This window comes from Prevotella fusca JCM 17724 (genome assembly GCF_001262015.1).
Classification (GTDB): Bacteria; Bacteroidota; Bacteroidia; order Bacteroidales; family Bacteroidaceae; genus Prevotella; species Prevotella fusca.
In genome coordinates this window covers 214,744-234,594 of sequence record NZ_CP012074.1, presented here as the reverse complement: position 1 = coordinate 234,594, position 19,851 = coordinate 214,744, and the positions used below count along the sequence as shown (strand labels likewise).

The following is a 19,851-nucleotide window of genomic DNA, read 5'->3' as shown; positions in this document are numbered from 1 at the left end:
TTCCATCGAGGAAGAGGAGGGGCTGTTTTACATCATTACTACTTTATAGCATTTCCCTTACTGTCCTTTCTTGACAGCGAAGCGACCTTTACTTCAAAGTCGGCAGTGGTATTATTGTCATCCACAAACTTCTTTCCGTCCCACCTTCTCACTAATGCAAGCCCGGAAGAGATGGGATAATCGCTCTGTTTCAGACTGGAGAAAGAAACATCCGTAACGGCGTTATAACCTCTGTCCAACTTGCTCGGACGCATCTGGAACATACGACGAGGACAGATGGTAATGCAGTCTATCACGTTTGCAAAGGGTATCTCTATCGCATAGAAGTCGCCGAATGCGCTGCTCGTGACGGTGATATAATGCAAATATCCTTTACCATCCTTCGTGTCAGCATAATTCTTCTTGAACTCCTCAGCTGTCCATGGCAGCTTTATCAGGGCTATACCATTGCTTTCCGACACATTGGAGAACTCATAAGACGGTCCGACGTTGCCCTTACTGTCCGTAGATGTGAGGATAGCATTCATATCGGGAACGTTCGGGTTGTTCTTCCTACCAGCATCATAGTTAATATTCGTCCACTCAAAATCAGCCTTGCTCAAGTCAAGGAAAGCAGCCAGACCACCATACTTACTCAAGTCCTCGCCCTCAAGTTCCGACTCAAACTGTGCCTTGTGATCGATAGCATACTTTGCCACAATAATGGTTTGTCCGGGATTTACAGGATAGTCATTGCCCTTGCCGGGAAAGTAAGAGATGCCTGAAGCACCATAGTAACGGTTGACAAAATCATCCTTCGGTGCAAACTGAATGGCTTTGCTCGGCTCAATGGCATTGACACACAAAGCCAGTCCGTCAAGATACTTCACCTCGTCCGTAGGATTGTAGATAGCGATATACTGGTCGTCATTGTACATCTGGTTCAAGTTCTTCATCCCCCACTCCTTCACATCACGATACCAATAATGCCCGACATAGAACACCTCCTTGATAATCAAGTGGTCTAACTTTGTCTTGGAAGTAGACTGCTTCACCGGCATTTCGTTACGTGTACAGCTGTTCAGACTTAAAAGCATCAGTCCGAAGAGCAGGATTGCTGTTATCTTCTTTCGTCTCATTTGTTATATTCTTTTTTAAAATTTGTGCCTGATAAAACGTTTCTCATATAAGCTCGCCATCATTGTCTTTCACAATGTATGATCATAATGACCATGACAATAAACCTCTCTTCCCATCTTTTACCGATGTGCTGACGCCTATCACATGTTGTGTTGGCGGTAAACACCAATGGTGTTGGGTGCTGAACACGCTGCAATCTGTTGTCAGTATGGGAGCAGCTTATTGTCAGAAAAGAGCTGTACTACTAAAAGATACGATGTTATCTGTTTGAAAGAGCATGGGAGGGTATGCTATTTTAAGTTTTATCAGACAACAATATTCTTTTTATGTTTATACAATTCCCGCACAGTGGGAGGAACTTCCATCACGATGGAATTATACGCTTGTTACAGGCGTAGTGATAAATCCAAAGCCATAGTCCGTCCTCTCCCCTGCCAATGTTACAAGAACCAGTTGCCGAAACCAGAACCTCCACCGATACCATGTGTCTGAACATTCTGTGCAGCTTCCATGGCATCAAGTGGTGACAGACCTATTTCATGTCCCATATAGAAATAAAGCGGGTCATTCGGATCGATGGTGGTAGGGTCAGTATCAAAACTGCTGCAGAATACCTTGATAGGAATATTGAAGCGGAAAAGCTCCTTCCATTCCGAGTCTGCACCATACTCCTTCGGTTCATCCGGGTTATAAGCCTCAGAACAGATGAACGGACTGCGGAAGACGTAGGTTGAATGGCGGTTCAGATACTCATCCTTCGGTATCAATGCCTTCTTTCCTTTCGGGCATTTCATCACTCTTATTGACAGATAGAACTTTGGCAAGAGATAAGAGGGACGAGTGTAACGACCCGCTTCACCTGTTGCTGGGTCCAGACGGCGTGTAATCTCCAACGGCCACTCTTGATGAAGCGCATCGTTCTCATCGGCTTCAATGTCGAAGTTGAAATGCCCCTTCAGTCCTACACGATCCTGGTCGTAAGGCGCAACAGCCCAGTCAGCATCCTCACGAGTGAGCGGTGGGAGAAGACGTTGGTTGAACAACTCACGTGCACCATCCGCCATTGCATTATGAATCCACGTATCACGATAGGTGTATTCAAATATCTTCGGGGTCAGTTCAGCACGCTCCTTCCATGTTGTCTTATTGGCAAAGAAGGGAGAAGGAACAGGTGTCGTGTCCACTGTACCTCCCTTCTTCCAGTCACCAAACTTGTTCTTGTTCGGCTTCCACGTACCACGGCAGTCCATCACTTCGTATGGATTACCCTTATCATCCACCTCACTTACAGTGAAGAATATCTGATATTCATCCGAGTGGTCGAGGATGTTGTCATTCATCAGCTTACCCTCTTTGTCAAAGAAGTAGAGACAGAGTCCCCATCGTTTCAGTTTTCCACCGATGATGCGGATGTAATCAGGTCCAGTCTTGCCATCACTCTGTTCAAGATGCGTCACCGTACTCTGGCGTTGCACCTCAACCGCAGGCCATTTTGCCGTATTGTTGCGAATGATGACAAACTCTTCCTGCTTCCATGGGGCGTTCTGATACACGAAGTTACCGTGCATCATACCGTCACCGTGGGAGTGTCCCTCCTTAAACATTGCCAGACAGGTTGCCCAGCCATTGAAAGCTCCGTCTGGGTCAGGGTTATTCATCTCTCCACCCACTTTCACCTTCGACAGACTATCTACATAACGGTCAGCGCCACTACGTGCCACTCCCTTGCTTTCCAAAGGATTTTCGTTATAATCAACATGTACATTGCCAAACACGAAGTCGTCACATGAAGCGAAGAGTGCGGCAACACAGGATAACAAAAGAATGTTCTTGAATATCTTATTCATCTTCCCAATTCATTTTTACATCAATACTACGTTCTGTCTGTACTGTGTGAAGAAGTCCTGCGGCTGTGTCAGCATACGCCATAACTGTGCCTTGTCGGCAGCAGGATAGAACCGCCTGACATCTTCAAAACACTTATCTTCACCATCTTTGGTATTGGCTATGACACGAACAGACAGCGGATAATCAATATCAAAGCTGTCCCAACCAGGTTGTAACTGGTTGAAATCCCATAGGAAACTGTGCTCGCTATTGTTCGTATTGCAGTACTTTGCAGGTTTTTCAGACTCTCCCACGTGCTGCTGCCCCTTGTTGAGAATATGGCAGATGCGCACCTGCAGCTGAAAAGCAATGTCTGACTTATGGAACTGCATGATACCCTTGAAACCCAGACGGTCCATATCAGAGCCGAAATCCAAGCTGCGTTTCTGACGAAGAAAACCCACGGTGTGACCATAACGCTGGCGTGGTGCCTCTGTATCGGGGTCAGTAAAGTCGTCATTATAAGCCTCTGTAAAGAGCTTGCCAAGTTCCTCTTCTACAGGGTCAGTATCACGATACTCGTAGGTAAAGACCTCAGGTGTTATCTTGTTCAGCTCCATCTGGTCAATTGTCTTGAAGAGATGGTAGGTCTTCCCATCGAAGGTATAAGGCTGCAAAGCCTCCGGCTTACCCGATACCTCAATGGCTTTCCATGCCAATTCACTGTTAAACGGCACCTGATTCTGTCCCAACACAAAGCCGTCAGGCGCATAGATGTTGGACGTCGAGAACTTTGTTGCAGGTTCAGGGTTGCCATCCTTCATTCTGAAAGTATATCGGTCATAATATGTAGGCATTGAAGCCAACGAGCGCGGGTATGCCATTTGCAATCCACGCACCTCCTGTCCGCGTCTGCCAGCGGTACTATCAGCCACCGCCTTGTTCAATGATGCGTTGCCAATACCGAAGAAGTGCTGGTGAACAAGCAGTGTTGCATTGTCCTCATCGGGGATATTATAACCCTCCTTGTCCTTCGTGAAGGGATAACCAGAGAACTGATGATTGATGAGCATACCATTCTGATCGTAATACTTCAGTTCCAATCCGTAATAAATATCATCCGAAGCAATCACGTCGAAGCAGTCACGCTCTGTCGTAATCGTCATCTGCCCCTCATCATTCTTGGCAATATCAATCTCCTGCATGACCGGGATTGATGTCTCCCCACTGACCAGATGATAGGTGTTATATGCCCGGACAGAGTCATTTCCGTCAGGTCCAACGCCAATCATTCCGCCTTTATAGCCCATTCTCAAGATGGCATGGACAGCGTAAATCTGCTCATGTCCCTTCACATCACGCTCGATGGATGAAGGAGGAGCCTGTACTATCTTCTTGAAGAAATCGTCCACCTGGTCATTAGAGCAGCTTCCGAAGAGAAGTCCCACTGCTGCAGTAGCAAGTAAAAGTCGTATATCTTTATTCAGTTTCATATTCTTTTTCTGCTATTTAGAATTTAAACAATGTGCGTAAGGAGAAGTTGGCACCCCGCTCGTGAGCGTAGTATCTGAAGCGGTCGGTATACTCCTTATAGAGTGCATTGAGAATGTTATCACCGACAACCATGAACTTCAACTCCCTGTTCTGCGGTAATCCGATGCGGAACTCGGCGGTACCATTCAGGAGGAAATAGGCTGGAGGCGAGTCAGGAACAAGGTCCTTATCAGAGTCGAAACGGGTCTGCTTCGTCACATAGATGCCTGACAGCGACAGTGATGAACGATACTTATGATTCTTTGACAGCGGCAGGTCGTAAGTTGCCGAGAGTCCGTAACGGTCAGAGGGCATGAAAGGCAGCCAGTCGTTATGGGTGATGTTGCGTGCAAACATCCACTCTCCCTTGCCTACAAAAGTAAGTCCATGCACAGGCTTCACCGTCGCTTCGACGTCACCACCATAGAGTTTCACATCATCCTGGTCGTAGATAAACTTAGGATACTTACCACTTGGATGGTTATGGAAGCGGTCCTTACCCGTTCCGATATGGTCATAGATATAGCTGTTGATACGCTGGAAGAAGAAACTTGGCTCTACCGAGAGCCATGAGTTCCTGTATCGGGTTCCCAACACGAGCTTATAGCCACGCTCACTGGCAAGGTTCTTGTTACCTACTACCCAGTAAGAACCATCCTGCAAGCCAATGGCATAAAGCTCATTGATATCAGGCGGACGCCATGACCATCCGATGTTCGCACGTGCATCCCACTTGTCACTGAACTGATAGTGGGTGGCAAGGCTCATGGTGAAGTTACTATAGAGTTTGAAATCGTCGTAGTAAGTGTAATTGCTGAGGCTGCTATAGCCATTTACGGACAACACACGGAAGTCGTAACGCATACCGAGCGCACACTGCAACTTACCAAACTCTGCCTTATGAAGGAAATACCCACCCATCGAAAGGGCTGCAAAGTTAGGAACGAAAGCCGGCTGTTTGGTGCCCGGGTAGTTGAAGTTAGTCTGATAGGTGTTAGAAAGACCAGCATCAGTCGTCATCTTCCACAGCTTCCATTTCGCTTGCCAAAGTACGTCGAACTTATAGGTTTTCAGTATCAGGTCTTGCATTGGAATCCAGCTCCACTGTGTCTTCTTTCGGTTTTCAAACTCCTGACGGAGGTTCTCTTGGAACGACAGCGTGAAATTCAGGTGATGGTTCGGATTGAGTTCCCACTTCAGTTCACCCTTCAGCGTCACATGTTGCGACTGTTGGAACGGTGGTTTGATTTCGTAAGAGAAGGGCTTGACCGTCTCCGGGTCAGGACGACCATATTCAAAGCGCTTTATCAGCTGTGACAAGTCGGATATCTTACTGGCGTAATAGATGCCACTTCGCTGATAATAAATACTTGAAAAGAGCGTTGCGGTCAGCTTCCTTCCCTGCCAACCAGCCAATGCTGAAAAGCTGATAGTGTTATATCCCGTGTTGTTCAACACGTAATCAGCCGTATGATAGTCACCTCCCTTGGTGTACATTCCATGCAGGCGCAAACCGAACTGCTTATAACCTGTCTCTACAGTACCCGACCCGCTGAAGCCACGGGCATTGGTATCGTACCCCACATTGACATTTCCATTGACCTTGATCTTCTTGTTTTCGTAGGGTAAGGGGGCATCGTTCAACAGAACCACTCCCCCCATCGCACCGAAGCCGTAACGGATACACTCCGCACCCTTCACCACTTCAACCATGCTTGAACCCGTATAGTCAAGCTCTGGTGCGTGGTCGGCACCCCAGCTCTGGCTCTCCAAACGTACTCCATTGTTCATCAAGAGGATACGACTGCTGTGCATACCCTGTATAACCGGCTTCGCAATCGTGTTTCCCGTACTGATAGAACTCACACCGGGCACTGTCTCAAGCAGCTTTGCCAAGGAGGTTGCACCACCCTTTTCCAATGCTTCCTGACTGATGGCTGACGACTGCTGCAACGCACTTGTATGGCGTTTCTGTGCGATGACAGTCACATTATCCAACTGTTTGGAATCATCCTTCAGCTGCAGTGTCACCGTACGGTCAGCAGGGATGCTGACAACTCTCGTCACAGTCTTATACCCTACGTACGAAACCGTTATCTTCACACGCTCGACGACATGACTGAAGTTGACAATACACCTGCCGTCTATGTCTGTGACAGCAGGCTTGTCAAGCCCTTCACAACGAACGATGGCACCAATAAGCGGGTCCTGCGACTGCTCGGCAACGACCCGGAATGTAACAGATGACTTAGCATCCTTGTCCTCTTCGACACCAACTTCCCTCCCATGCGCCGACAGCACTGGTACGAAAGCAGGCGAGAACAGGAACAAAGAACACAAGAGAGCGGCGGATACAGAGTACCTGATACGCCTTTCATAGCTCAATTTTGATTTGTTCATTATACTCAGATTACAAATGTTTGTTTTTAATGTGGACCCACCACTCCCCTATTATCACAGAGAAGAAGACAAGTCTGTATGGTTTACTCAGGTTTCAGACCAAGTCTGCAGGCATCTGCAAATAAAGTCAGTCTCACACTTTCATTTTTTACGATTTGCGGATGCAAAGATAAAGAGAATAATTGTCTTATACAATACTTACAATTAGTGAATTATCATCTCCCTTCTTTTAACCCAAATCATCCATCAGAACATAAATGGCTGTTGAAAATGGCTTCCTGATAACCGACATCAGAAATGCTATTTTATAAGTTATCATATAATAATGTATTACAAGACAAGCCCCGACTTATCAATGAGCTGACAACCGATAGGGAATAAAGCCAAAGTAACTGTATGTTTTTCATATTGCTTTTTCCAGTCTTCTATATAACGTTTTACCGCAGTACGAGCTTTGAAATATATTTACAATAATCCTTGCCATTCTCCCTTAAAACCCAAGCATAACTCTTATTGTTTTCAAGTTTATAACTAACAACAATTCAATACGTTACAAAGGTGCGAAAGAAAAGGTGCTTAATTGGACTTCAATTAAGCCTTAGTTAGGCCTCAATTAACGCCCTTTTGAACTCCAATCTGGGCTTAATTCGAGTGCAGGAAAGCGTAGATTGAAAACAGGGATAGGAAAAAAATGGACAAAAGGTCTCACCCCAAGCCCTCTCCAGACGAAGAGGGGGAGTAAACACTGTGAACCTTCTATGCGTTTGGGATATATTCAGATTTTCCGGAATTTGGAGTAATGGTATGATGTTTTTTATGCCACTTGTAAACAAAAAAAGGAAGAAGATTGGAATAAATACAATATAATCTTTTGTGGTTTGATGACAATTGTATATCTTTGCCGATAAATTACATGTTAGAGATAAAAAGATTCACATATTCAAGGATAAAAACAAGGGAATATAACAATGAAATACGGGCTTAAACTGCAAACGGCAGAATAAGGAGCAGATACAATTATTAATTTTATAACAATATTTATGAGCAAAGTTAAATTACTGATAGATTTCGTACTCAACACTGCAGCTTCTCTGAAAGGTGCTGGTATTCATATGGTACGTATTGCCATCTTTATCATCTTTGTATGGATTGGTGGGTTGAAGTTCTGGAATTATGAAGCGGAAGGTATCGTTCCTTTCGTTGCAAACAGTCCTTTCATGAGTTTTTTCTATGCAAAGGATGCGCCAGAGTATAAGGATTATAAACTCAAAGAAGGTGAGTTTGACAAGGTTAAGCACGAATGGCATAAGGCAAACAACACATACACCTTCTCCCACGGACTGGGTGTTGCCATCATGTCATTCGGCTTTTTGACTTTGTTAGGCATCTGGTTCCCTAAAGTCGGGTTTATTGGTACGGGGCTGGTCACGTTGATGACCTTTGGGACACTGTCTTTCCTCGTAACTACACCTGAAGTATGGGTTCCTGATTTAGGAAGTGGAGAGCATGGATTCCCGTTACTCACTGGTGCTGGACGCCTTGTTATCAAAGACGTATGTATCCTGGCAGGAGCAGTAGTGGTACTGGCAGACTGTGCACAACGAATCTTGAAGAGGAAGTAAGCAATAAGCCATGCAGAAAGGGAAGGTTTCAGAATTATGAACCTTCCCTTTTTCACGTGGATATGATGAATGGGAAGAGTTTAGACAAAACCACTTTGGTACTGTTTGACTGATAAGAAGGACAATACTCACAAATTAGGAATACAATAGAATTTCTGGACAAAGATACATCACAGTGCGGACAAGTCATGCAAACAATGTAATCCATAATGATTCTATCAAGACAAAACAAGGAGGAAGCGGATAACAGATACAGGTTTTCCTATGCCAGTCATACCTGTTTAAGCGTACTTTATTTACTATAGATACGAATGAAAGGAGAGAACTGTATGGGGACTATATCAATATGGCACTTGCTATTCCCCTGCACTTCACATATTCATCTTAATTCATTTTTTGTATTTGAAAAGCAGCTTAAACTAACAAGAAAATTGTAACTTTGTAAGCGTTATCAATTAATTTTAAAAACAGTTTATATGAAAAATCTACTTTCCTTTCTCTTCCTGATAGCGATGCTGTTGGGAACAAGCAGTTTTAGTTACGAAACCTTAGAGGTTAACCGCACTGAACTTTCTACAGCTGGCGTACAAAAACAAAAGAAGCACAAAGGCACAAGAAACCACCACCGTGCAAAGGCTAAGAAACAGAGAAGCCGTAGGACAACGTCACGTTCAGCCAGTGTCGGGCGCATGGTATATATAACTCCTACAGGCTCATGCCACCATTCCCGCACATCCTGTCCTGCTCTTTGGCGTGGAAACTACTCCCGTATATCTTTAAAGGCAGCCCTGAACGAAGGCTACAGAGCATGCTCCAGATGCAACTAATACGGTTGTCGGGAATTGAACGATGAAACGAATATGCCTTAAAACCATTGTCCTTTCCTTGTCCTTGATGGCTGTTGCATGCCAGGGAGGAAGCAGGAAAGGACATTTATCTACTTTTGACCAGCCCTTCAGCGAGGTTCAGCAGAACAAGCAAGAGGATGCCGAAAAGACTTCAAACACGAAGAATAGGGATGCCCAAGCCAAGAAGACAGGCTACAGACAGGGCTTGGAAATTCCTGTCGGCAAGGCTGGTGTTCCGTCGATACTGCTTTATCGTGAGGGTTATACAGCTTCTTATAATATGGAGATGCGCACACCTAACTGGGTTGCATGGCATCTGACAGACGACCACACCAATGGACCTGCAAAGCGTAAAGGCATTGGTTTTCACCCAGATGAGGATGTCCCGGAACCACGTGTTGACACCTACGACTATATGCGGTCAGGTTACGACCGTGGACACATGTGTCCTGCGGGTGATAATCACTGGAGTGAACTGGCAATGGAACAGAGTTTCCTGATGACGAATGTCTGTCCTCAGAGTCCTGCTTTGAACAGCGGACTGTGGAATACGATAGAGAAACAATGCCGCACATGGGCAGAGAAGTATGGTGATGTGTACATTGTCTGTGGTCCGGTCTACTTCAATCAGAAGCACAAGACCATCGGCAAGAACAAGGTGCAGGTGCCGGAAGCGTTCTTCAAGGTGGTTCTCTGTCTGCAAGATGAACCGAAAGCCATCGGTTTTATCTGTAGGAACGTGTCAGCCAAGGGGCACAAGAAGACTGATTATGTCAATTCGGTTGACGAAGTGGAACGTATCACAGGGATGGACTTCTTCCCACAACTGCCGGATGATATCGAACAGCGCATAGAGCGTCGGACCGATATTGCAGAATGGTAATCGGCAAGTCAATGCCTTATAACCCTTCAGAACAATGAAAGATGATACACGAAGAACTGACGTATAGGGTGTTGCAGAACTTTGGTTTCGCTCCTACCGATGACCAGATGCGTGCCACCGACACCTTCGCACGTTTCATGACCGACCGTGATGAGCGTGCGGTGATGATTCTCCGAGGCAGTGCCGGCACGGGTAAGACCTCCCTGGCGGGTGCTATTGTGCGCACAATGATGGAGTTGAGACAGAAGGTCACACTACTGGCTCCGACTGGTCGTGCAGCAAAGGTATTCTCCTTGAATGCAAACCAGCCGGCTTCCACAATCCATCGTTGTATCTATCGGGAGAAAGCCTTTACAGGACTGGAGGGGAAGTTCAATCTGAATGTCAACCTCTTTCGCGACCGCCTTTTCATGGTTGACGAGGCTTCTATGATCAGTCTGTCATCAAACAACACGACATTTGGCAGTGGTTGTCTGCTGGATGACCTCATTCAGTATGTATATAACGACCGCAACTGCCGTATGCTGCTTGTGGGTGACAAGGCACAGCTCCCTCCAGTGGGGGAAGAAGAGAGTCCTGCCCTGCGTGCTGATGTGCTGCGTACATACGGACTGACGGTCTACGAATGTGACCTGAATGAGGTACTCCGCCAGAGCCAGGACTCCGGCATCCTTTATAATGCCACGGTTATCCGACAGATGATTACCCACGATGATGTCACGCAGCTGCCCAAGATTCGCTTCAACGGCTTTGCCGACATCTCCATCGTCCCCGGTGACGAGCTCATCGAGCGACTTGCGTCCAGCTATTCGGAAGTAGGGATAGATGAAACGATGGTCATTACACGCTCAAACAAGCGTGCCAACATCTTCAATCAGGGTATCCGCACCATGGTGCTTGGACGTGAAGAGGAACTGACTACGGGAGATATGTTGATGGTGGTGAAGAATAAGTATAAAGCAAACGAACCTGTAACCTCCCCCTTCCCTTCCCCCGAAGGGAGGGGCATAAGCCCCGCTGTTGCTAATACAATCCCGAACAACACTCTGTTGTCAGCGACAGGACATCCCACATCTCTCTCCTTCATTGCCAACGGCGACCGTGCCGTTGTCCGCCGTGTCCGCAACGTTCGGGAACTCTATGGATTCCGATTTGCCGATGTCTCGCTGGAGTTCCCCGATTATGATAATGCAGAAGAGGATATGACCGTTATCCTTGATGCACTGATGACGGAGGCACCAGCCTTGACACAGAAGCAGAATGAACAGCTCTTTCAGCGTGTGCTGGAGGACTATGCAGACATTCCATTAAAGGCTGACCGTATGAAGAAACTCCGTGAGGATGATTATTACAATGCCTTGCAGGTTAAGTTCGGTTATGCCATCACCTGCCATAAGGCGCAGGGCGGACAGTGGGCACACATCTATCTCGACCAAGGTTATATGACGGATGAGATGCTTACACCCGATTATATCCACTGGCTCTATACAGCCTTCACCCGTGCTACAGAGCATCTTTATCTTGTCAACTGGCCGAAGACACAAGTGGAATAAAGGACTGTGGGAATTACCATCGCAGACTTAATCACAGTCCAAAGAAATGTAATGAAGAGAGAGCTGATACTGAACTCCCTCTTTTTCATATACCATTCGCCTCACAAAAGCAGGCTTTACGGGTAACAGTACACCTGTCTACAATGAGTAATACCACATAACTTGCAGGTTTTCTTCACGACCATAAATATTTTTCTTCACGAAAAGAAATAATTATTTTCATGAAGAAAAGTATTTCTTTTCATGAAAAGAATTCGCCAAAGAGAAGATTTGAACGAGGAGAAACACCCTTTTAGAATCCGCCACAATTTGATATAATGGACTGAGAAGAATGCCTGTTCCTATCTGCTACAATAACTTCAGACAGATGAATAGCAGGCGGAATGAAGAAAAACAGATTTGAAGACATTAGTAAAGCAAGAAAGAAAACAGAACAGACGCACAGGTGTGTTTAAACGAATCGTTCATTAGAGCCTGAACCTTTTTCGGTTGATTGTCGGGCAGAATGTTTGTCTTTATAACAAAGGTATAGCGAGCAAGGACAAGATTGGAAGGCAGACAAGGTGCCGAATATAAAAACAATTAATAAGGAATGATGAACGTTGAGGTTTAATGAAACAATTGCGTGATAGCTTTAAACACCTACTAAACACGAAGAAGAGCCGTATCAGAATGCTAACACAGCATTCCGGTACGGCTCTTTAAATCTTAATCCTTACAATATAAACTTTTCTTTGTGCCGTCATAGCTTTGACACACGTATAGGACATGAGAACAAGTAGTTTACCAAAAGGCTAAAGCACCTCCAGTACCTCCTGCATGTCCTTGATATTCTTCATACTCTCCACAATGAGCTTGACATCCTTACGGTCGTGAACCTGCAATTCTATCTTTCCCTCAAAGATACCATTATCACTGGAAATGGTTATCTTGCGAATATTGACACCCAACTGATCGGAAAGAACATCGGAGATGTCATGCAGCATACCACTGCGGTCGATACCGCATATCTCAATCGTTGCATCGAATAAGATACGGCGATGCATATCCCACTTGGCATCCAGGATTCTGCCACCATAGCTTGCCTTCAGCTTTGAAGCAACCGGACAGGCACGCTTATGGATTTCGATGTGGTTCTTATTATCTATATAACCGAGAACATCATCACCTGGGATGGCATGACAGCAATGTGGGAAAAGGTAACGATGAACATTCTCTTCGTTGATGAAGATTGGCTTTTTCCTGTTGAGTTCTTTTGTCACAACAATCAATCCTTCTGTGGATGAGAGGCTATTAGCATCTGATGGAGCATCAGCCTTTTTCTCATTCGACTTCAGGAACGGAACATAACGACGCCACTTTTTAACAGAAATGGTCTTCTCCGTCTTCTTTCCACGAAGTTCGTTCAGATCAGTGTCACCGAGGATAACCGTCTTGTCGCCGACAGCAAGGAAAAGACTGTCATGTTTGTGCAGGTCGTGCAGCTCACAGAGCTTATCCAGCGTAGCTGTGGTCATCTCCAGGTCATGTGCCTGCAACCACTTTGAAAGCTGTTCCTCACCAGCCTTCTGTAACTCACGGCTCTCACGCCGCAGGATAGCCTGTATCTTTGCCTTCGCCTTTGCCGTAGAAACGAAGTTTATCCATGACGGATTGACATGCTGCGACATGGAAGTCAGAATCTCAACCTGATCACCACTGCTGAGTTTATGACTCAATGGTACAAGTTTGTGGTTGACCTTCGCACCAATACAATGGCTGCCAAGGAAGGTATGAATCTGAAAAGCAAAGTCAAGTGCAGTACATCCTGCCGGCATCGTCTTAATCTCACCTTTCGGTGTAAAGACAAATATCTCTGATGCAAAGAGGTTGAGCTTGATGGCATCGAGGAAGTCCATGGCATCCGGCTGCGGGTCGTCAAGTATTTCCTTTATCGTACTGAGCCACTCGTTCAATTCGCCTTCATCCTCTGTAATCTCGCCGCCGTCCTTATACTTCCAATGTGCAGCAAAGCCCTGTTCAGCAAGTTCGTTCATGTGTTCGGAACGAATCTGCACCTCAATCCAACGCCCCTTAGCAGACATGAGCGTCACGTGCAAAGCCTGATAGCCATTTGCCTTCGGATGGTTCACCCAGTCACGCAGACGGTCAGGATGGCTCTTGTAAATCTGGCTTATAGCCACATAAATCTGGAAACAGTTATTGATTTCATCGTCCTTTGACTTAGGCTTATAGATGATTCGGACGGCAAGAATATCATAGATTTCCTCAAAGGTAACATGCTTGTTCTGCATCTTATTCCAAATAGAATAAGGACTCTTCACACGTGCCTTGAGTTCATATTCAAAGCCCATCTTGTCAAGTTCGGCACGGATAGGTGCTGTAAACTGCTCGAAGAGGGTGTCACGCTGTGCCTGTGTTGAAGCAAGTTTCCTCTCAATAGAGGCGTATGCATCAGGATGTTCATAACGGAAGCTGAGGTCTTCCAGTTCTGTCTTGATTTTATTCAACCCCAGACGGTTGGCAAGAGGCGCATAGATGTAAAGCGTTTCACCCGCAATCTTATACTGCTTGCTGGCAGGCTGGGACTCAAGGGTGCGCATGTTGTGCAGACGGTCGCATATCTTGATGAGGATAACACGAATATCATCGCTCATCGTAAGCAGCAGTTTCTTGAAGTTCTCAGCCTGTGCCGAAGCCTGTTCGCCAAAGATACCACCGGAAATCTTTGTCAGCCCGTCCACTATCTGTGCAATCTTCGGACCAAAGATATTCTCCATATCTTCAACCGTATAGTCGGTATCTTCAACAACATCGTGCAACAGGGCTGCACTGATGCTCGTTGCACCCAGTCCCATTTCCTCGCAGGCAATCTGTGCAACGGCAATAGGGTGCATAATATAAGGTTCACCCGACAAGCGGCGCACGCCCTTGTGTGCCTGTCGTGCGAAGTTGAATGCCTTGGTTATGATGTCAACCTTCTTTCGGTGACGTGAAGCGAGATAGGTATCAATAAGATGCTGAAAGGCATCATCAACCATCTTCTCATAGTCAATCTCTTTAACTTCAATATTGTCCTTCTCCATAGTGCATCCTCCAGTTATATAATAAGGTGAAAGTTTCTTGTTAGTGTAGTGCTTCCTGCTGGCTTGTATTAGCAGCTGCAATGGTCATGTCAGGATCTTCGGTGGCTGTATCGTTCTGGTAAATCTGGTCTTTGTAGCATCTGAACTTCTCAATCATTTCAGACGGCAGACGCAGTTTGGCTGCACCATTGCTGGCAAAAGCCCTGATGAAACCCTGCCGGTACTGCGGGTTGAGAACCTTCAAATCATCCACATTCATACCCAATACGCCTGCGACTCTGGCAAGTGTGACGTCTTTTTCCACGATAATCGTATCGCAACTGTTAGGCAGACCTGTCGACAAAGGCGTTATATCGTAATCACCATAGTAGTTCATCACATAGCTGGCTGCGATGAAAGCCGGCACATAACCTCGTGTTTCCTTCGGCAGATACTGATAGACCGCCCAGAAATCGGCACCTCCACCAGCCTTGGCTATGGCATTGCTGACACGACCGGGACCACAATTATAGGCAGCAAGTGCCAGTGTCCAGTCGCCGAAACGATTGTAAAGGTCGCTCAACATACGTGCTGCGGCATAAGAAGACTTCTCCGGGTCACGCCGTTCATCAATGTAGCTGTCTATCTGAAGGTCATACTGCTTTCCTGTAGTTGTCATGAACTGCCATAATCCTGCAGCCCCCACACGTGATGTAGCATTGGGATTCAGTCCGGACTCTATCACAGGAAGATACTTTAGTTCCAACGGCAAACCGTAGGAACGCAGTGCTTTCTCAAAGAACGGATTGTAATAACGTGCCCGTCCAAGCAGGTAACAGGTAGACTGACGTCCAGCCTTTGTATAACGGTCGATATACCTTTTTACTTCCTCATTGCACGTCAGCATCATCACATTCGAGAGATTGCGCATCTTACGGTCGATAACTTCCATACCGTTATCTGCATCTGCTATACTGGATGAAGGCGTGCTGTTGAACCCCATCTGCATGCCACTGTTATAGAACTTTGCATCCGAATAGTCCACATCCACGTACCCTACCATAGTTCCATCAGCTGCAGGAATCATCACATCAACGGTCTTACCGCGATTATCAATGACCATCTGGTGCTGTGCATGTACTCCACAAGTTGCCCCCATTGCTATAAGGAAGGAAACAATATATCTTTTCCAGTTCATTATTTCTTGTTTAGTTGGCGCAAAAACAGTGCGCTGCTGCTTAGAATGTCAGACTACAACCGAGTCCTATAGCCGATGAACGGAAAGGATTGTTGGGTGTAGCGAAACTCTTATCTGATATGACCGTCGGTGCAATGTGCAGCGAAAGGTCGTCTGATATGTCAAAGTCAGACAATGAGGCATCCACGTATGCATCAATAACCGACAACGCATAAACGGCGATGGAGGTAAAGATACTCAAGTCACGCCAACGACGATAACGGTCCTTACGCTGCTTAAAGATGTTCTTGTAGCGTTCCTCATTGGAAGGAGTGATGGCCGTTCCGAGATGCAGGAAGTTGTTATAACTCTGCGTCTTCGGGTCATTATCTGTAATATCTAAGTATGCCTGGGCATAGTCATGATACATCTGATTGTTCCATGTCATGGCATAGATACAACCCACAAAGCCTCCATAGAAGATAGGCAGCTTCCAGTACTTGCGGTTGTAGACCTGTCCAGCACCCGGCAACACGAGGGCAAGCCACAGTGCACGCTTTGGACTTGGACGCCACTTGTCCCAGTCGCGCCCCTTCTTTCTTGTCATGCTGACACTGTCCTTCCGCATCACGGAGGTAAGCCTCCCCTCGGCGTCTGGCGTAAGGATAGCTTTCTCCTCAATGTACTTATCCTGCGAATCAGTCACCTCAACGACTGCAGAATCACCTGGATAGACCACCTTTATCGTGTCATGGGAAAGAACCTGCGCCTGTACGCCCACGACACCGGCAAACATTCCGGCTGTCAACAGTCCTCTGAGGATCATTTCATTCAACTTCATCACCACCCATTATCTTTCTCAAGTTTCTGATTTGCCGCAAACTCATCGTCATCTGCTCTGCAGCCAGCAGTTTGAACGGCAATCCCACTATCAGGCAATCATATTACCAACAGCCAGTAATCGTATTACCAATAGTTAGCAACAATCCGTCTGAATCAGAAATCTTGATTATCTTATGTTTACTAATACCTTTATTTCCAAGATCCGAAAAGCCTACTTCATCTTGTCCATCACTTCCATGATGTGCAACAGCTCCTCTTCTGATGCAAACGGAATGCTGATTTTACCCTTACCATTCGCATTGCAACTCATCTGTACCTTTGTATCAAAGAACGACGAGAGACGCTGCTTGAGGATATTGAACTCCTCTGGCAGGCGGGTGCGGGCTGCAATCTTCTTCTTTGCACTCTGGATATCTTCACCACTATTAAGCTGCTGGCAGAGTTCCTCTACCTTGCGGACACTATAACCGTTCTTCAGTATCTCACGATAGAGCTTCAGCTGCAGCGACGGGCTGTCCAGTGAAAGCAGTGCACGGGCATGCCCCATGTCTATCTCCTTCTTCTGCAGACCCATCTGGACCAGTGCCGGAAGTTTCAGCAGACGGAGGTAATTGGCAATGGCTGCACGGCTCTTGCCCACACGTTCTGCCACACGTTCCTGTGTCATACCGCTCTTCTCCAGCAGATGTTCGTATGCCAAGGCTATCTCTATCGCATTCAGGTCTTCACGCTGAATATTCTCAACCAACGCCAGTTCCATCACACTTTCATCCTTGATGGTGCGGATATAAGCCGGGATAGCTGTCAATCCTGCCAGCTGACTGGCACGCCAACGACGCTCACCAGCAATAATCTGGAAGCGGTTATCGTCCACCTGACGCAGGGTAATCGGCTGAACGAGTCCCAACTCACGAATACTGTTTGCCAACTCTTCCAGCGCAACGGGATCGAACTCACGGCGCGGCTGGTTAGGATTGGCTTCTATCTGGTCCAAAGCGACCTCGTTAATCGTTGAGCTGCCCTGTGTGCTGACAGCCTCAGTAGATATCAACGCATCCAGACCACGGCCGAGGGCATTGGTCTTTGCATTTCGATTATATTTCTTTTGTACAGCCATAGTCTTTGTTTGGGAGTTAAAGCAGCCAAGGGTAATCAGCAGGAATCAAGCCAGCCACAACATTGTTCTTTGCTTCCGACAGACGACTTCCTTACTTTCTGCGGACGGCACATCTACGATTACAAAACAGCAGGTTCACAACCGACAAACAGCACATCCCCAGTTTTCAGCGCATATCCTTATCCTCTGCGTCTTTCCCTTCTTTAGTTCTTATTCTTTTCAATGATTTCCTTTGCAAGGTTGAGATGGTTCTTTGCGCCAGTAGAATCGGCATCATAGAGGATGACCGGCAAGCCGTGGCTCGGACTCTCGGATAGTTTCACGTTGCGCTGGATAACCGCCTTGAACACCAACTCCTGGAAATGGCGTTTCACTTCGTCGTAAATCTGACGGGCAAGGCGCAGACGACTGTCATACATCGTCAGCAGGAAGCCCTCAATCTCCAACTTCGGATTCAGCTTGCTCTTGATAATCTTGATGGTATTCAACAGCTTGCTGATACCCTCCAATGCAAAGTATTCACACTGAACTGGAATGACGACCGAGTCAGCTGCCGTCAAGGCATTGACAGTAATCAGACCGAGCGAAGGACTACAGTCTATCAGAATGTAATCATAGTCATCACGAATCGGAGCAAGCAGATTGCTCATCACCTTCTCACGACCACTGAGCTTCAACATCTCAATCTCAGCTCCAACAAGGTCGATATGGCTCGGAACAATATCCAACCCCTCTATGTCAGTTGTATAGATAGCATCTTTTATGTCGGCATGGTCAATGATACATTCGTAAAGCGAACAGTCCACCTCCTTGATATCCACGCCCAGACCGCTGGACGCATTCGCCTGCGGATCGGCATCAATCACCAATACAGACTTCTCAAGTGTTGCCAAGGAAGCCGCCAGGTTGATGGTGGTAGTCGTCTTTCCTACGCCGCCTTTCTGGTTGGCAAGTGCGATAATCTTTCCCATTTTTCTATTTAATCCAAATACGTTTATTAGGGTACAAAGATACATATTTTATATGAGATTGGAGGGCTTTATAAACCTTTTTTCGTACTTTTGCACAGAAATAAAAGTGAAAATTATGAATTCCAAGAAGCCTCTCATACTTATATCCAACGATGACGGATACCACTCTAACGGTATCCGCACGCTCGTTTCATTCCTCTCCGACTTTGCCGAAATCGTTGTCTGTGCACCAGAGGCAGCCCGTTCGGGGTTCTCGTGCGCCTTCTCCGTAGTCGATTACCTGCTGCTGAAGAAGCGTCACAACATACCCGACTGTGAGGTATGGTCCTGCACGGGTACACCTGTCGACTGTGTGAAGCTGGCTTTGGACCAGATTCTTGCCGGGCGCAAGCCCGACCTCATCCTGGGCGGTATCAATCACGGCGACAATTCTTCTGTGAACAATCATTACAGCGGAACAATGGGTATTGCGTATGAGGGCTGCATGAAGTATATTCCTTCCATAGCATTCTCAAGCTGCGACTACAACACTGCTGCCGACCTCTCTTACCTGCGTGATTACGTAAGGATTATTGTCAGGAAAGTTCTTGACGAGGGATTACCGAAAGGCATCTGTCTGAACGTGAACTTCCCTAAGGTTGAGAAGTTTGCCGGACTGAAGGTGTGCCGTATGGGCTTTGGAAGCTGGATAAGAGAGGTGGAACGTTGCAAGCATCCTCGTGGCTTTGACTACTACTGGATGACAGGACATTACCGTAACGACGAGCCAGAAGCAACCGACAATGACCAGTGGGCATTGGAACATGGATATGTATCTGTCACACCAACGAAAATTGACGTGACTGACTTCGAGGTGCTCAACAAGATGAAAACGTGGGAATCTCTTTAATTCA

Annotated in this window: 14 protein-coding genes; 5 read left to right on the top strand and 9 right to left on the bottom strand. The window is 46.4% G+C overall.

Features of this window, described 5'->3' with window-relative positions; translation table 11 throughout:
- Positions 1-38: 38 nt before the first annotated feature.
- The 4 genes from ADJ77_RS00920 to ADJ77_RS00905 all read right to left on the bottom strand — a co-directional run bounded on the left by ADJ77_RS00920 (position 39) and on the right by ADJ77_RS00905 (position 6,879).
- On the bottom strand, positions 39-1,118 hold the full coding sequence (locus tag ADJ77_RS00920; RefSeq protein ID WP_025078043.1) for a DUF4876 domain-containing protein: 1,080 nt from the start codon (positions 1,116-1,118) through the stop codon (positions 39-41).
- A gap of 441 nt (positions 1,119-1,559) precedes the next feature.
- Positions 1,560-2,966 (bottom strand): hypothetical protein, encoded by a 1,407-nt coding sequence (locus tag ADJ77_RS00915; protein ID WP_050695930.1) that lies wholly within the window; start codon positions 2,964-2,966, stop codon positions 1,560-1,562.
- A 15-nt stretch (positions 2,967-2,981) separates the two neighbouring features.
- Positions 2,982-4,439 (bottom strand): hypothetical protein, encoded by a 1,458-nt coding sequence (locus ADJ77_RS00910; protein WP_050695929.1) that lies wholly within the window; start codon positions 4,437-4,439, stop codon positions 2,982-2,984.
- A 16-nt stretch (positions 4,440-4,455) separates the two neighbouring features.
- The gene (locus tag ADJ77_RS00905) at positions 4,456-6,879 is read right to left on the bottom strand and encodes a TonB-dependent receptor (protein WP_208595985.1); all 2,424 of its coding nucleotides are present in this window, start codon (positions 6,877-6,879) and stop codon (positions 4,456-4,458) included.
- 1,040 nt (positions 6,880-7,919) lie between these two features.
- On the opposite strand from ADJ77_RS00905, the gene ADJ77_RS00900 reads away from it, so the two are divergent.
- The 4 genes from ADJ77_RS00900 to ADJ77_RS00890 all read left to right on the top strand — a co-directional run bounded on the left by ADJ77_RS00900 (position 7,920) and on the right by ADJ77_RS00890 (position 11,785).
- Positions 7,920-8,501 (top strand): DUF417 family protein, encoded by a 582-nt coding sequence (locus ADJ77_RS00900; RefSeq protein ID WP_025078042.1) that lies wholly within the window; start codon positions 7,920-7,922, stop codon positions 8,499-8,501.
- Positions 8,502-8,977: 476 nt separating this feature from the next.
- Positions 8,978-9,328 carry a hypothetical protein gene (locus tag ADJ77_RS13695; RefSeq protein WP_148301581.1) on the top strand — a complete coding sequence of 117 codons (351 nt, stop codon included), beginning with the start codon at positions 8,978-8,980 and terminating at the stop codon, positions 9,326-9,328.
- A gap of 22 nt (positions 9,329-9,350) precedes the next feature.
- On the top strand, positions 9,351-10,232 hold the full coding sequence (locus ADJ77_RS00895) for a DNA/RNA non-specific endonuclease (protein ID WP_025078041.1): 882 nt from the start codon (positions 9,351-9,353) through the stop codon (positions 10,230-10,232).
- A 41-nt stretch (positions 10,233-10,273) separates the two neighbouring features.
- On the top strand, positions 10,274-11,785 hold the full coding sequence (locus ADJ77_RS00890) for an ATP-dependent DNA helicase (protein WP_025078040.1): 1,512 nt from the start codon (positions 10,274-10,276) through the stop codon (positions 11,783-11,785).
- A 794-nt stretch (positions 11,786-12,579) separates the two neighbouring features.
- On the opposite strand, the gene ADJ77_RS00885 is transcribed toward ADJ77_RS00890, so the two are convergent.
- From ADJ77_RS00885 to ADJ77_RS00865, 5 genes are all read right to left on the bottom strand, one after another.
- Entirely contained in the window at positions 12,580-14,871 is a 2,292-nt protein-coding gene (locus tag ADJ77_RS00885) for a RelA/SpoT family protein (RefSeq protein WP_025078039.1), read from the bottom strand.
- Between the two features lie 40 nt (positions 14,872-14,911).
- Complete coding sequence (locus ADJ77_RS00880) at positions 14,912-16,048, bottom strand: lytic transglycosylase domain-containing protein (RefSeq protein WP_050695928.1); 1,137 nt, start codon at positions 16,046-16,048, stop codon at positions 14,912-14,914.
- 40 nt (positions 16,049-16,088) lie between these two features.
- Positions 16,089-16,868, bottom strand: a complete 780-nt coding sequence (locus ADJ77_RS00875) for a DUF5683 domain-containing protein (RefSeq protein WP_025078038.1) — start codon at positions 16,866-16,868, stop codon at positions 16,089-16,091.
- Positions 16,869-17,081: 213 nt separating this feature from the next.
- Positions 17,082-17,987: a ParB/RepB/Spo0J family partition protein gene (locus ADJ77_RS00870; protein ID WP_050695927.1), complete on the bottom strand. Its 906-nt coding sequence runs from the start codon at positions 17,985-17,987 to the stop codon at positions 17,082-17,084.
- 203 nt (positions 17,988-18,190) lie between these two features.
- The gene (locus ADJ77_RS00865) at positions 18,191-18,958 is read right to left on the bottom strand and encodes a ParA family protein (protein WP_025078036.1); all 768 of its coding nucleotides are present in this window, start codon (positions 18,956-18,958) and stop codon (positions 18,191-18,193) included.
- 115 nt (positions 18,959-19,073) lie between these two features.
- Here ADJ77_RS00865 and surE point away from each other — a divergent pair, with 115 nt between their 5' ends.
- Positions 19,074-19,847 carry a 5'/3'-nucleotidase SurE gene (surE, locus tag ADJ77_RS00860; RefSeq protein ID WP_025078035.1) on the top strand — a complete coding sequence of 258 codons (774 nt, stop codon included), beginning with the start codon at positions 19,074-19,076 and terminating at the stop codon, positions 19,845-19,847.
- The last annotated feature ends 4 nt before the right edge of the window (positions 19,848-19,851 follow it).

Bases quoted from the DNA above. Each gene is read 5' to 3' on its own strand.
- ADJ77_RS00920 (WP_025078043.1), bottom strand. From the start codon at position 1,118: ATGAGACGAAAGAAGATAACAGCAATCCTGCTCTTCGGACTGATGCTT.
- ADJ77_RS00915 (WP_050695930.1), bottom strand. From the start codon at position 2,966: ATGAATAAGATATTCAAGAACATTCTTTTGTTATCCTGTGTTGCCGCA.
- ADJ77_RS00910 (WP_050695929.1), bottom strand. From the start codon at position 4,439: ATGAAACTGAATAAAGATATACGACTTTTACTTGCTACTGCAGCAGTG.
- ADJ77_RS00905 (WP_208595985.1), bottom strand. From the start codon at position 6,879: ATGAACAAATCAAAATTGAGCTATGAAAGGCGTATCAGGTACTCTGTA.
- ADJ77_RS00900 (WP_025078042.1), top strand. From the start codon at position 7,920: ATGAGCAAAGTTAAATTACTGATAGATTTCGTACTCAACACTGCAGCT.
- ADJ77_RS13695 (WP_148301581.1), top strand. From the start codon at position 8,978: ATGAAAAATCTACTTTCCTTTCTCTTCCTGATAGCGATGCTGTTGGGA.
- ADJ77_RS00895 (WP_025078041.1), top strand. From the start codon at position 9,351: ATGAAACGAATATGCCTTAAAACCATTGTCCTTTCCTTGTCCTTGATG.
- ADJ77_RS00890 (WP_025078040.1), top strand. From the start codon at position 10,274: ATGATACACGAAGAACTGACGTATAGGGTGTTGCAGAACTTTGGTTTC.
- ADJ77_RS00885 (WP_025078039.1), bottom strand. From the start codon at position 14,871: ATGGAGAAGGACAATATTGAAGTTAAAGAGATTGACTATGAGAAGATG.
- ADJ77_RS00880 (WP_050695928.1), bottom strand. From the start codon at position 16,048: ATGAACTGGAAAAGATATATTGTTTCCTTCCTTATAGCAATGGGGGCA.
- ADJ77_RS00875 (WP_025078038.1), bottom strand. From the start codon at position 16,868: ATGAAGTTGAATGAAATGATCCTCAGAGGACTGTTGACAGCCGGAATG.
- ADJ77_RS00870 (WP_050695927.1), bottom strand. From the start codon at position 17,987: ATGGCTGTACAAAAGAAATATAATCGAAATGCAAAGACCAATGCCCTC.
- ADJ77_RS00865 (WP_025078036.1), bottom strand. From the start codon at position 18,958: ATGGGAAAGATTATCGCACTTGCCAACCAGAAAGGCGGCGTAGGAAAG.
- surE (WP_025078035.1), top strand. From the start codon at position 19,074: ATGAATTCCAAGAAGCCTCTCATACTTATATCCAACGATGACGGATAC.